This window comes from Priestia aryabhattai, assembly GCF_023715685.1.
Classification (GTDB): domain Bacteria; phylum Bacillota; class Bacilli; order Bacillales; family Bacillaceae_H; genus Priestia; species Priestia aryabhattai_B.
Genome location: NZ_JAMBOQ010000004.1, coordinates 418,341 through 431,385, shown reverse-complemented (window position 1 = coordinate 431,385; position 13,045 = coordinate 418,341). Strand labels below are relative to the sequence as shown.

Annotated in this window: 10 protein-coding genes; 2 read left to right on the top strand and 8 right to left on the bottom strand. The window is 38.4% G+C overall.

All coding sequences use genetic code 11. The features are described from left to right. Positions 1 to 82: 82 nt before the first annotated feature. From M3225_RS29675 to recQ, 7 genes are all read right to left on the bottom strand, one after another. The gene (locus M3225_RS29675) at positions 83 to 217 is read right to left on the bottom strand and encodes a hypothetical protein (protein ID WP_285885822.1); all 135 of its coding nucleotides are present in this window, start codon (positions 215 to 217) and stop codon (positions 83 to 85) included. Between the two features lie 131 nt (positions 218 to 348). After that, complete coding sequence (locus tag M3225_RS20775) at positions 349 to 2,961, bottom strand: helicase-related protein (protein ID WP_251396760.1); 2,613 nt, start codon at positions 2,959 to 2,961, stop codon at positions 349 to 351. 256 nt (positions 2,962 to 3,217) lie between these two features. Further along, positions 3,218 to 4,579, bottom strand: coding sequence for a purine-cytosine permease family protein (locus M3225_RS20770; RefSeq protein ID WP_251396758.1), 1,362 nt, complete (start codon positions 4,577 to 4,579; stop codon positions 3,218 to 3,220). A gap of 14 nt (positions 4,580 to 4,593) precedes the next feature. Then, on the bottom strand, positions 4,594 to 6,048 hold the full coding sequence (locus tag M3225_RS20765; protein ID WP_251396756.1) for an aldehyde dehydrogenase family protein: 1,455 nt from the start codon (positions 6,046 to 6,048) through the stop codon (positions 4,594 to 4,596). Positions 6,049 to 6,130: 82 nt separating this feature from the next. Further along, positions 6,131 to 7,114, bottom strand: a complete 984-nt coding sequence (speB, locus tag M3225_RS20760) for an agmatinase (protein WP_251396754.1) — start codon at positions 7,112 to 7,114, stop codon at positions 6,131 to 6,133. Positions 7,115 to 7,332: 218 nt separating this feature from the next. Continuing rightward, complete coding sequence (locus tag M3225_RS20755; RefSeq protein WP_251396752.1) at positions 7,333 to 8,715, bottom strand: sigma-54 interaction domain-containing protein; 1,383 nt, start codon at positions 8,713 to 8,715, stop codon at positions 7,333 to 7,335. A 108-nt stretch (positions 8,716 to 8,823) separates the two neighbouring features. Beyond that, complete coding sequence (recQ, locus tag M3225_RS20750) at positions 8,824 to 10,959, bottom strand: DNA helicase RecQ (RefSeq protein ID WP_251396750.1); 2,136 nt, start codon at positions 10,957 to 10,959, stop codon at positions 8,824 to 8,826. Positions 10,960 to 11,355: 396 nt separating this feature from the next. Between recQ and M3225_RS20745 the strand changes: the two genes are divergently transcribed. Together M3225_RS20745 and M3225_RS20740 are read left to right on the top strand one after the other, a co-directional pair. Then, positions 11,356 to 11,883 (top strand): hypothetical protein, encoded by a 528-nt coding sequence (locus tag M3225_RS20745; RefSeq protein WP_251396747.1) that lies wholly within the window; start codon positions 11,356 to 11,358, stop codon positions 11,881 to 11,883. 124 nt (positions 11,884 to 12,007) lie between these two features. Continuing rightward, a complete protein-coding gene (locus M3225_RS20740; RefSeq protein ID WP_251396745.1) occupies positions 12,008 to 12,427 on the top strand; it encodes a hypothetical protein in 420 nt (139 codons plus the stop codon). A gap of 113 nt (positions 12,428 to 12,540) precedes the next feature. On the opposite strand, the gene M3225_RS20735 is transcribed toward M3225_RS20740, so the two are convergent. Then, positions 12,541 to 12,801 (bottom strand): hypothetical protein, encoded by a 261-nt coding sequence (locus M3225_RS20735; protein WP_251396743.1) that lies wholly within the window; start codon positions 12,799 to 12,801, stop codon positions 12,541 to 12,543. Positions 12,802 to 13,045 lie beyond the last annotated feature (244 nt).

The window sequence follows — 13,045 nt, the reverse complement described above, 5'->3', positions numbered from 1 at the left end:
GAAAAATGAGATTGAGACATAACTACATCAATCCAATCTAAAGGAGCACAAATGGGATACATGAGCTAGTAGGGATCGCTTGTTACACCGCTGTTGATTTCCGTGCAAGACTTCGCTTTCCGCGCGCGGCCGGTGAGCCTCCTCGTCGCTTACACTCCTGCGGGGTCTCACCTATTCCGCTTTTCCCACAGGAGTCTTCGCCTTGCCCTCCAATCAACAGCTAGAAGCCACTACATACATGAAACCTATATTCACCATCACATTGAAAAGATCCGAGCGATTTATCGTTCGGATCTTCCTTCAACTAAAATACTTTTGTACAAGCCTCTTTTTTATCACTACATCTTATTAATTAAAATCGTAGTCGTCCCCATATCTTCTGCGAAATCTTTTATGAAAACATGAATCGCATATCGCATAATCATGATTCCAAGGAAGTTCTTTAGAACACGCACTGCACGTTCTTTTAAATTTTTTCATATCTTTTCTTAATACGTCATGTATTTTGTTTGTAAGCTCTTCTCGGACACGCTCCCAGTAAATAGCTTCTGGCCTTCTATCCATTCGATATAGAAATAAAAGATGCAAGCCAATCGCCTTATAAGACAGCTCTAAATTTTCTAGTGAACCTTCTATCATCCTTGGTTCAGGTAATGCTTCCCTGTTAACAATCGCATTCATGCTAGCCACCCACTGTTTTTTCAAAGAGCTTTCTTTTGCTGAAAACGGCAGCTGTAAGTAACCATATAAATCAACAATCGGCATTTTCGCCTCAACTAGCGTGTCTTTTACTTCATCATAAAGCTCACGTTCTTGTGCCAGATTTGATTTTTGTGTACCTTTTGGATTTTTAAATTTAGCCCACATGTCAAAAAACGTTCCGAGGTCATGATGATATTCTTTAAATCTTCTGAGCATATCTGAAGTAGGAGCAATTGAAAATTTACTGATTTGCTCGTCTGTTGAAAATAACAGTTCTCTCATTTGCTTTGCATCTTTAGCGAAAGCAACTTCTCCTACATTATAGAGACCCTTCCTCCCAGCACGACCTGCAATCTGCTTTAACTCTTGAGAAGTCAATAATCTCCTCTTTTGCCCGTCAAATTTCATGTTTTCTAAAAGGACAATTCGTCTAATTGGAAGATTTAATCCCATTCCAATTGCATCTGTAGACACAATGACATTTGTTTCTCTATTAATGAACTGCTCAATTTGTTTTCTTCTCGTTTCAGGCGGCATACTGCCATAAATCACGCTAACTTTATGACCATCTTTTTCTAGCTTAGCCGCTGTCTGCAAAACTTTCTTACGTGAGAAAACAATTAAAGCATCAGCGGGTTTCACTTGTTCAATTTTAAATTTTCGAAGATCTACTTTTAAAGGTATATCTCTTTCGTACTCATGAATTTCTGAGATAACACCGTCTAGCATCTCTTCTAGCATACTTCGAATGCTTAAACTCCCGATCACATGAACTTGTTTGGCATTGGCTCGGGTGATGGCTTTATACCATGAAAACCCTCGGTCTCTGTCTTGAATCATCTGTGCTTCATCGATTACTGTTACATCGCCATGTTCTAATTCACTAAACATCTCTACGGTACCGGCCATATGCTGAGCATCTTCAACAATCTTTTCTTCTTCACCTGTTTTTAACGAACAAGCAACTCCGTCCTTGTTTAGCTTTTCAAAAACTTCTAAAGCTAACAAGCGAAGTGGCGCTAAGTAATTACCCGAAGCAGCTTTTTTTAATGATTTTAATGCTGTATACGTTTTTCCTGTGTTTGTATCACCGAGATGAAGAATGTATTCCGTTTCTTTTCTTGGGTCCATTTCGTATTCTGCACCAAAAATATAATTTAATTGTCGCTGTTCTTCTTCAATAAGCTTTTTCTTTTCTTCAAGTTCACGTTCTTGTTGTAATCGTCTTTCTTCCAGCTGCTGTGTATACCTCTCTTTATGTTCTTCGATCGTTAAGTTGTTATCTGAAACTTCTAGTACATCGGAAAGCTTTTCTTCTACGAGCATTTTTTTATATTCATAGACCAAATCCGATAAATTACTTCTAAGTGCTTTTATAATATCCATGCGTGTTACCGAAGCATTTGTATAGGATTTATATTCTTCTTTAAATGAAGTAGGAAGGTCATCCATAATCATATTTGGAATGAGTTCATAAATCTTATCTGTGATAAATACCTCGTATACATCTTCATACGTTTCAAACAAGATGATGGTTGAATATCTGTCTAATTCTGAGCTTACGTTACCGGTGAGCTCTTGAAAAAAGTCATTAACCGTTTCATAATCATGACGTGTTAAATTACCGTTTGCTATTAATTCATCTTCAAGCTCAGTATGCGGCGCATAGTTTTCAATATACTTTGGGTTTGTTTCAATGTCTTTTGATAGTTGATGTGAAAGCTGTTCTCTTATATGTAGGTAATACAGCTCTTTGTTTAATTCCAAGACAGGAGCTGATTCTAAATTTAACTGTAATTGATACCTAGCTTTTCTATCGTTAATACTTTGCTGTCTTTCTTTCTCTTTTCTTTCTTCTTCTTTTTGGGCAAGTTCTGCTCTTGCTTCCTCGTATAGAGATAGCCACTCAGCTCTATTGCCATTTCCGTATTGCTTTTCTAACCAAGAAAAAGCATCAAACTCCATACCTTTTCTAGTTTCTTTAGCAAATAACTTATCTCTAGCTTGAGGTTTATACCCTTTTATATCAAAGCCTTTCTCTGTTAAATACGACTTTCTGTTTTTCTTAGATACGGAAGAAACAACTACCTTTCTCCACGTAGTCCCCCAGGCTTTTTTAATAAAAGAGTGCCTGTCTGTTAAATAAGTCTCTAAATCAGGACATTCAGCTTGTTCACCTAGTACGCTCTTTATATCCTGTAGTAATGTATGCTTAGTTTTTTCAATGGCCCTGCTTTGAATAGCCTCTAATTCGAACATAAAATTCTCCTTTGGAAAGTTTTCCTACATTTATTATAGGAAAGACCCCTGACAGAATCAAATACACGTTATTACTTTATTTGTGGCTGGATTAAGAACCTCTCTTCTCCCTGCTTTTACTTATTTTTCATCTATTTTTACATCTGCTTGCCTTGTTATAGTAAAACCCTCCTTTATTCAGCACAAAAAGCTCCTTTAAATAGGAGCTTTTTGACGGTGGTATTTTTAAGATAATTCAGTCTATTTAAAATGTATATCAAGCATTTCTGTCGATTCCCTTTGAATAAGGGATGGAGAGCTGTGAAAGCTTGGTTAACAATACATGTAAAACACCTGTAAATAAAAAAGTTACAATCGTTGCACCTGTGGCTATCGGATGAACATACGTGAAATAGTAGGCAAATACAGCACCCACTATGTAAGATACATACACATGAAGATTAAATCCTTTTGTATACCAGTACATTTTATTTTGTTTTTCTAAAATGGCTGAAACATCGTAGTGTTTTCGGCGAATGATATAATAATCAACAAGAACAATAGCAATAATGGGAATAAATAATACGCCGATCATAAGCAAAAAGCTTTGAAAATTTGTCATTAACCACTCTTTTAATAAAGAACCTAGGACTGTGACAACTCCCATGGTTAGTGCCGGTATCCAGAAGCGCTGCTTTGGAAAAATAGATAAATAAGACATCGTCGCGCTATACAGTACCATTACATTCGTGGACAGCACCGATAAAAAAATCACGATGGCTGCTACTAATCCTAACAGCGGGCTATATGCACCAATTAAATTTACTGGGTCATACGTTTGCGTCATATTTCCGAGAATTGAAAAACCAGAAACCGTTGCGCCTAACCCCATCGCAATTAAAGTCGCGACGTTATACCCTAAATAAGTTCCAGCAATTCCCGTTTTTTCAGATTTACAGTTTCTATTATAATCGCAAACAATGGGAATCCACGTAAAAGCTGTAGCTACTACAATATCAAAAGCTAACATTCCTGTAATGCCAGGATTTTCGCTTGCTTTCATTTGAATTAATTTTGCTGCATCAAATTCGATAAACAAATAGCTAAACACAACGGTTGCTAAAATGACCATAAGCGTAGCTACTAATTTCTCCGTTGCTTCAATGCCTTTATGTCCGTATATAGAAATAGCTACTACCAACACTTGAGTAAGGATTGTAAATAGATTGATGTTACTGTAACCGGTCAAAAAGGTAATGGCATGATTTAAACTTAGCCCTGCCATGTAGGCTTGAATCCATGCCCACCCGATTAATGTAATAAGATTAACAGCAGCAGGAAGCATAGCTCCTCTTTGTCCAAAGGCAGGTCTCATCAAAACCATGGTTGGAAGACCGGTTCGAGTTCCGATATTCCCCATTAGCACGAGCGGTATGGCACCAACTAAAGAGCCAAGCACGATAATAAATAATGCCTTTAGAAATGTCATATCGGGTACAAGCAGCATTCCGGTAAAAACGGTCGTTACTACCACATTGGCTCCTATCCACATGGAAAATGTAGAGAAGAAGCCCATACTTCTTTTATTCATTGCAATCGGCTGCACATTATCATGGGCGAGACCACTTTTTATTGTCATTCCTTTTCCACCTTTCATTTTTGCTGATACCAATTGGCTCGAGCTAACTTGGAATTTGTATTCACATGTTTTGTTTCAGTAAAAGCAGCTAAACCAGATGGGCCTAACTCTCGGCCAATGCCGCTTTCTTTGAAACCGCCCCAAGCAGTTTCAATATGAGGTGTGTGGTAGCCGTTGATCCAAATCGTTCCCGCTTGAAGATGTTCAGCAACTCGCTCTGCTTTCGCTACATCGTTCGTTAAAATTCCTGCAGCTAAACCAAATTTAGTGCCGTTGGCAAGTGCTATGGCTTCTTCTTCACTTGAAAAGGATTGAACGGTAATGACCGGACCAAATATTTCTTCTTGTACGACTTTCATATGCTGCTCCACATCGACGAGCACAGCCGGCTTCATATAGTTTCCACCTTCGCAGTTGATTAACGTTCCTCCTGTTAATAAATTCGCGCCTTCTTCTTGACCTAGCTTGATAAAATTCCGTATTTTGTTCAGATGCTTTTTGCTAATAACCGGACCCATCTCCGTTTCTTCTGTTAAGGGGTTGCCAATTTTTATAGTAGCAACAGCCTCCGTAAGAGCAGAAAGAAACGGCTTATAAATAGATTCATGTACGAGTATACGCGATGAAGCTACACACACTTGCCCTTGGTTAAAAAATGAGCCAAACATTGTCCAATCTACTGCAATATCAATTTCGCTATCTTGGAAAATAAGAAGCGGAGATTTCCCTCCCAGTTCAAGCGAAACTCTTTTCATCTCTTTTGCGCACTGCTGATAAATACGTTTGCCTGTTTCTGATCCTCCTGTAAAAGAGACTTTGGCTACGTCTTTGTGTTCAACAAGCGCACTTCCCACTTTACCGTCTCCTGTAATTAAATTAAACACGCCTTCTGGTATACCAGCTTTTTCACATAATGAAGCTAACTTTAGAAAAGAAAGCGGTGTTAATTCTGACGGCTTAAACACCACCGTGTTTCCAGCTGCTAATGCAGGAGCCAGCTTCCACATACCAAGCAGCAAAGGAAAATTCCAAGGAACGATTAGCGCGCATACGCCAATAGGTTCTTGAATGATTTTACTGTTTGTATTGTCGAACATGTCTTTTGTCCATGGCTGATTTTCTTCTATTAAATTTGCGTAATATCTTAAACAATTAATCGTATCCTCGATATCTAACTGTGATTCTTTTACCGGTTTGCCTGTATTTAACGTTTCTGTTTCGGCAAATACACTTGCTTCTTTTTCTAATAAGTCCGCTAGTTTCGTAAGTACCCCTACACGCAGTGATTTATTTTTCTTCCATTCACTCTGCTCAAAAGCCTGTTTTGCTTTATCTACCGCTTCCTCTACTTGTTGAAGTGACGAATCAAATACTTCTGCTATGATCTTATTGGTCGCTGGATTGAGTATTTCTCTTTTTAATATTTTTTCTTGTTTCTTATCTATTTTTACATATACTTGCCCGTTCATAGTCAAACACTCCCTATAGAGAACTCTTATATAAAAGTGGGAAGATAATATTACCTTCCCACTTTTACCGTTTTGTTTATATTCAGTCGCGTGCTTTCACTAACAGCGCTTCTTCTTCTTTTGCTTTTTTTCTTAACGCAATAAGCGTGATAAATTCATAGACAATGTTAGCGGCCGCTGCTGCTGTAATTTGGCCATGGTCGTAAGCTGGCAGTACTTCTACTAAATCAAAACCGACAAAATCAATATTTGTTAAGCCTCGAACGAATTGAAGCGCATCGTCAGTACTTGCACCCGATACTTCAGGTGTTCCTGTTCCCGGCGCGTAAACTGGATCTAAAAAATCAATGTCAAACGACAAAAACACAGGTTCTTTCCCTACACGCTCATGAATAATATCTAGCATTCTTTCAACGCCCAGTTTTTTATATTCATTTGTCGTATATAGAGCTAAACCTAAGTTCTTTGCATCTTCTAAATCTTCAATGCCGTATAGACCGCCTCGCATACCGATTTGAATCGAGCGGGACACATCGATTAACCCTTCTTCAATTGCTCGTCTGAATACCGTGCCGTGATTGTATTTTTGTTCAAAATAACTATCCCACGTATCGGAATGAGCATCAAACTGTAAAAGCGCTACCGGTCCGTGCTTTTTCGCGATGGCACGAAGTTCACCGAGCGTCATCGAATGATCGCCGCCTAGTGAAATAGGAATAATTCCTTCATTAACAACCGGCGTTAACCCTGCTTCAATTTTTTTATATGTTTCTAAAATATACCCGGGAACTACTGCTAAATCGCCGTAGTCCACGCCTGAAATGTAATCAAAAATATTAATCTTTTGTTCTGGGTTATACGGACGAAGCAAAATGGAGAAATCTCGAATAGCTTCCGGCCCAAAACGTGCTCCTGTTCGAAAAGATTGCCCTGAATCAAATGGAATACCCGTCACAATAAAATCCATCTCTGAATTTATTTGTTCTAGGTACGGAAGTCTCATAAATGTTCGTGGTCCGCAAAAACGCGGAGATTCAAATGAATTTTTCGGCTGATATTTTGGCATAATTTATTCCTCCTAATGGGTTTCATTCATTAGCGCCATGTTCTCATTTTAGATACCTGGCGCTTTTTATTTAGATACTTTTTATTAATGCAAAATACATGCCAAGTTTTATCACCCTATTTCGTGCAATTATGTACGATTTTCAATTCATAATAGAATCAAAATAAAAAAAATGATTCACGATTGAATCAGTTAATTCATTTTGAATTAAAACCTTATTATTTAATATTGTACTTTCGTAAACGTCTTACGACCGTAGGCTGGCTGATTCCTAATGCATTTGCCATTTCATACGTTGTTTGACACTGGCGATAAGCGCGAATCAGCCAATTTTTCTCTACTTCTGCAAGTGCTTGCTGAAGCGTCATTCCTTGAGAGGTTAACGTGTCAAGAGATTCCCATTCTTCATTCTCATTTCTATTGATTTCTGAATAAAACGGCAGGTCTTGAAGAGAGATACTATTTTCATCTGTTGTTAACACAAGACGTTCAATCGTATTTTCAAGCTCGCGCACATTTCCAGGCCACTGATGTTCAACCAATCGATTTAATGCTTCTGTGTGAAAAAATTTCTTCATTTTATATTTTTCATTTTGTTTATGTAACACATGATAAAGAAGTGCCGTGATATCTTCTTTTCGCTCACGAAGCGGGGGAATTGTAATCGGAATAACGTGTAACCGATAAAATAAATCTTCGCGAAATGTTCCTTTTCTGACCATTTCCTCAAGCGGCTGATTTGTTGCTACAATCAGCCTAAAGTTTACGTGTTTGACGCGTTCACTGCCAATTTTGGTGACTGTTTTTTCTTGCAGCACCTTTAACAGCTTCACTTGCATATCAAGAGGCAACTCTCCTATTTCATCTAAAAAAAGCGTGCCGTTATGAGCTAACTCAAACTTTCCTATTTTCCCTTTTGTACTTGCACCTGTAAAAGATCCTGCTTCGTATCCAAACATTTCAGATTCAAACAAACTAGATGGAATGGCTCCGCAGTTGATTTCAATAAACGGCTCTTCTTTTCGTTCACTTCCATAATGTAAAGCACGGGCAAAAGCCGTTTTACCAACACCCGACTCACCTAATAACACAACTGTTGCATCGCTGTCTGCAACACGATTAATAATTGACCATACCTTTTTCATCGATTGACTTCTTATGATCATCTCATTCGACTGCTGTTCACGGAGCTCTTCCATTTCTAGCTGATATGTTTTCATTTTCACTTCGAGCTGCTGATAATCTTCTTTTAAGCGCTGAAGCTCTGTTAAATCATGTGAAAAGCTAATTACTCTTTTCATACACTGATGTTCATCGTACACAGGAATACCGGTTGCCATCACAACTTTTCCCGTTTCCGTTTTTTGCATCAGCTGTACTTCTTTCTTTTTCTTTAGCACTTCAATCGTAACAGAAGGTGAAAATATCCCGCGCTTTTGCAATTCGTACACGTTTTGTCCGACCAACTCTGACACGTCGTACCCATATATATCACGGCAGTTTTGACTTGCTCGTAAAACAAGTCCTTTTTCATCGGTGATAACGATATTGTCATTGGAAGCATGCAAAATAGCTTCAAGCTCTCGTTCAATCATCTCCATTCAGTCCTCCTTTTTATTTAATCTGATTTTTCAAATATTTATACCTTTTATTTTATCAGTAAACTCGCTTACTCAACACAAAAAGCTCCTTTAATAGGAGCTTTTTGTTTACGATAGCTGCTTCATTTTTTGTTTAAATAACGCTATTTTAATCATAAAATAAGTGATGCTTTCAGGCAATTCTTCTTTGATTGGCTTTAACTTTTCATCGCCTACTGACGAAGCAGCTTGTAAAATTTGCTGTTCGTCCTCCTCCGAAAGAAAAGGTGACCAGTCGATTTCTTTTTCTTCTTCCGCACATTTAAACAAATGATTTTCAATTGTAATGCGGCTTAATTCACGTTCTGAAGCAATTTCATCTAACGATTTCCCTTGCTGAAATAGCTCATACGTCATCAAGTGAGACCCTTCTTTTGACGAAGCTCTTGCTTTTTTCGGAGCAGGCGCAGACACTTCTCGCTTTCGATCTGGATGTTCTTCACAAAACTGTTTGATTTCAGCTGTGAATCGTTCTCCGTACCGCTCTTGTTTTTGTTCTCCAACTCCTTTTACAGTGGCGAACTGCTCAAGCGTCACCGGCAGTTTTGCACACATATCATGAAGAGTGTCGTCTGAGAAAATGACAAAAGGAGGCACGCCAGCTTCGTCTGCTAGCTGCTTTCGAACGAAACGCAAATGAGCAAACAGCTCGTCATCTTGGACAATTTGCTTCACTTCCATTTGTTCTTTTCTCATCACTTTTTCCATGCCAAGAAGCACACCTTTTCCTTTGGCAGCTACGGATAAGGTAGGAAATGACCCTTGTCCTACTAAAATAAACTGCTCTGAAATCAAATACTCAATAAAATCACTCACTTCTTTAGCAGACCGGTCGCTCATGACGCCGTACGTTTTCAGTTTATCGAAACCAAAATCAACTACTTTTTTATTTCGAGAACCCGTTAATACTTGAGCAATCATCATTTTACCGAAACGTTCTCCCATACGAATCATACAAGACAATACTTTTTGCGTATCAACCGTTACGTCTATTTCCACGCGATCATCCGTACAGTTGCTGCAGCGGCCGCACTCGTGCGCTTCACTTTCTCCAAAATAATGAAGAATAAATGCCTGCAAGCAGCCTTCTGTATGACAGTAGTTCACCATATTTTGCAGCTTTTCAAGATCTTGAATCTGCTTTTGAGGATTCGACGTTGACTGTTCAATCAAAAAGCGCTGCACGCGAATATCTTGGGGAGAATAAAGCACGATACACTCACTTGGAAGTCCGTCACGACCAGCACGTCCTGCTTCTTGATAATAGCTTTCCATATTTTTCGGAAGCTGATAATGAAGAACAAATCTAATATTCGATTTATCAATCCCCATTCCAAAAGCAGACGTGGCTACCATCACTTGAACATCATCTTGAAGAAAGCGATTCTGCTCTTCATCACGGCTGTTTGCGCTCATACCGGCATGATATTTTGATACGTTGATTCCTGACTTTTGCAATCTAGTGTGAAGCTCTTCAACATCTTTACGCGTAGCAGCATAGATAATACCTGCTTCTTGATCATTTTTACGGATATACTGATCGATATAACTGATTCGATCCTGACCTTTTATAACCCCAAACGATAAATTTTCACGTTCAAATCCTGTCATCACCGTGTACTCTTCATTAATATGAAGAGCTCGGCAAATATCTTCCCGTACTTGAGGCGTCGCAGTAGCCGTCAGCCCCATCACAATCGGCGCGTTAGACAGCTTACTGATCAGTTCATTGATGCGCAAATAACTCGGCCTGAAATCATGGCCCCACTGTGAAATACAGTGCGCTTCATCTACCGCTACAAGCGGAATAGGAAGCATTTGAAGCTGTTCTAAAAATTGCGGAGACTCCAGTCTTTCCGGCGCTACATAAAGTAACTTATATTCGCCAAGCGCTACTTCTTCTATGCGCTGCCGTACCTCCGTGTGCGTCAGCGAGCTATTGATATACGTGGCTGGAATGCCAGCTGCGTTCAGCGTATCCACTTGGTCTTTCATCAAGGAAATCAACGGAGAAATAACCAGTGTTGTACCTTCTAACAGCAATGAAGGAATCTGATAACAAAGTGATTTCCCTCCCCCTGTCGGCATAATACAAGCGGTATTGTGCCCTTCTAAAACATAACGAATCGATTCTTCCTGCCCTTTTCGAAACGAATCATAGCCAAAATAGGACTGTAAATGTGTTAAAGCTTGTTCAAATTGCAAAATAGCGTCCTCCTTTAAAATAAGTAGAAATAGTAGTTGAGGGATTGATTGAGGGTAAACATTACAATTGCTCTTCCTATTCTAACAAAAAATTGGCTGCTGTGTTATTTCGAGCATAACTTCATTAAAAAATATATGTAATGCAAAAAGCAAGTACTTTACAAAGACGAGTAGGGGCTTTTTTAACTTAAGTTATCAATCCTACAATTATAATAAGAAAATTATGTTTGGTAACAGGCTTAAAGGAAAGCTAATTAATCTTAATTGTTTCAGTAATAATATCTAGTTCTTAAAATAATCTTTGCTTTCTAAACCCTTGTCCATTGCAAACCTCTCACTTCCTGCATTTACTATACTAGAAGGTGAAAACCTTCAAACCTAAGGTGAGGTGAAAACATGTCATATTATTACAAAAAGTATTTAAAAGGTAGTCCTGACAATGATCGCAGACACCGCTGTAATAATGATTGGCATAGACATCACTGCAAAAGACACTGCGACGATGATTGTGAGAAACCAGATTTTGATGATAGACTTGCGTTTGGCACAGTAACAGGTACAACAACAATAACAGGTGCCGCTGTAAATACTCCATTAACATTTACTAACCTTCTATCTCCAAGTAAGAATGTACGAGTTGTTTCTGGTGGAATAGAAGTTTTAGAAAGCGGAGAGTATTTTATTTCATTTACAGCATTTTCTACTCCACCTCTTAACCCAACTGTTACGTATACGATTAACGCTGGAGGCTTCACTCAAACTGTTACTTCTTCTGCTGGTACAGCCACAATATCACTTGTCCGTTATTTAAGAAGAGGCGATACGGTAACAGTTACAGCAACAACAACAGCCGCAACTACTATCAATGCCACTCTCACAGTCGCAAAAATCTCGTCGCGTTTTTCCAAAAAAGATTTTTATTAATTGCTACCGCATTTCTTTCCCTCTTATGTAATAAGAGGGCTTTTTTATTCTTTATGTAACCCTTTCCTAAAATTCTTTTTCCCGTTTCGCTCTTTTTTCATGTATAATAAGTAGTAAGAAAGAGGTGCTTATCACGAGACATCCTGTAGAAACGATTTATTATTTAGAAAATCCTCAGCGTGATATTTCAACGTATGCTTCGACAACGCAGTTAACGGTTGAATCTGTTGTGAAAGATGTGTTTGGTGTTGCTTGCGTAGCAGACATTAAAATTATGCTTCAATATAATAAAGAATTCCGCAAAAGCATCAGTCAATTACACAATGCAATGGACGATGAACTTACGTTAGAAATGGTTTTTCGAATTGCATCAAAAGAAGACTTGCTGCGATTTAAAAAAAGTTTACTTGAAAGCAGTTTAGATGACGCAGAAACGTCAGTGGACTGTCCATTCAGCGCGACCATTCAATTGCAAGACGGTCGTTATACGTGGAATGAATCCACTTCCGTGTACGAAAAACAAAAAGAACGCCTTTCATCTTAACTTTTTATTTTTATGTATGAAAAAAGCCTGGCTCTTAACTACTTATTTAAGAGCCAGGCTTTTTGGAGTTTGTACTTTATTTGCATGGTAAAGTGGAATTTCACAGGTGAAATTTAAGAAAATAAACGCGGAATTCTTACTTTAGCATTAAAAAACAATAATGCGGTAATCATTGTCACAGCGGTCTTTACAATGATGTTTTTTCTCATGACATGGATCACAGTCATCCCATTTGTGGCATTTTTTCTTACAGGAACATTTGCTGTGACCATAGTCGTCACATTTATGGCATTTTTTCTTGCAAGAGCATTTGCTGTGATGATGGTCCTCACACTTGTGGCATTTCTTTTTACAACATCCCATTCTGCTATCATCTCCTTCTTTCTTTGTCCCTATCAGTATATGAAAAAGAAAGAAATGTGCACGGGTGCCTGTCCTGTGTTGAGAAATTTTTCAAAAAATGTGCGTACGTCTGTGGCTTAAATTTTATACAGAAAAAGAACTCTGCAAGGTAAAAGCTAGGCGCGCTAAAGCATTATCCTGCTTATTATTCACCAGATTCCCCTCAAAAATAACAGCGCTTTTCCCTCTTCTTCTATGTTAGATTTTTTCACTCAA

Bases quoted from the DNA above. Each gene is read 5' to 3' on its own strand.
- M3225_RS20770 (WP_251396758.1), bottom strand. From the start codon at position 4,579: ATGACAATAAAAAGTGGTCTCGCCCATGATAATGTGCAGCCGATTGCA.
- M3225_RS20755 (WP_251396752.1), bottom strand. From the start codon at position 8,715: ATGGAGATGATTGAACGAGAGCTTGAAGCTATTTTGCATGCTTCCAAT.
- M3225_RS20745 (WP_251396747.1), top strand. From the start codon at position 11,356: ATGTCATATTATTACAAAAAGTATTTAAAAGGTAGTCCTGACAATGAT.
- speB (WP_251396754.1), bottom strand. From the start codon at position 7,114: ATGCCAAAATATCAGCCGAAAAATTCATTTGAATCTCCGCGTTTTTGC.
- M3225_RS20765 (WP_251396756.1), bottom strand. From the start codon at position 6,048: ATGAACGGGCAAGTATATGTAAAAATAGATAAGAAACAAGAAAAAATA.
- M3225_RS20775 (WP_251396760.1), bottom strand. From the start codon at position 2,961: ATGTTCGAATTAGAGGCTATTCAAAGCAGGGCCATTGAAAAAACTAAG.
- M3225_RS20735 (WP_251396743.1), bottom strand. From the start codon at position 12,801: ATGATAGCAGAATGGGATGTTGTAAAAAGAAATGCCACAAGTGTGAGG.